The following is a 328-nucleotide window of genomic DNA, read 5'->3' as shown; positions in this document are numbered from 1 at the left end:
GCATAGTCGGCGACGTTCTTGAGCAGGCCGCCGACTATGCTGGTGCCCACGGCCTGAGCGGCCACGACGTAGTGGTCAGCGGCCACAGCCTCGGTGGGCTTGCGGTCAACAGCATGGCCGACTTGAGCGACAGCAAGTGGTCGGGCTTCTACAAGGACTCCAACTACGTCGCCTATGCCTCGCCGACCCAGAGTGTCGGCGACGTTCTTGAGCAGGCCGCCGAACGCTTCGCCAGCATAGTTTTTCGCGTAGTCCTTGGGGCCAATGGCGGCAAGCAGATCATTGATCAGGTCGCCGATGGAGTCGGTGATCAGGTTTTCACGCGGCC

At 62.2% G+C, this 328-nt stretch carries 1 pseudogene; it reads left to right on the top strand.

The window, feature by feature from the left end:
* Window positions 1-328: pseudogene (locus tag AC0L20_RS40405) on the top strand (hypothetical protein); the annotation flags it as partial.

The organism is Bradyrhizobium sp. Kon58, from assembly GCF_055807455.1.
This window is presented reverse-complemented; position numbering and strand designations above follow the sequence as displayed.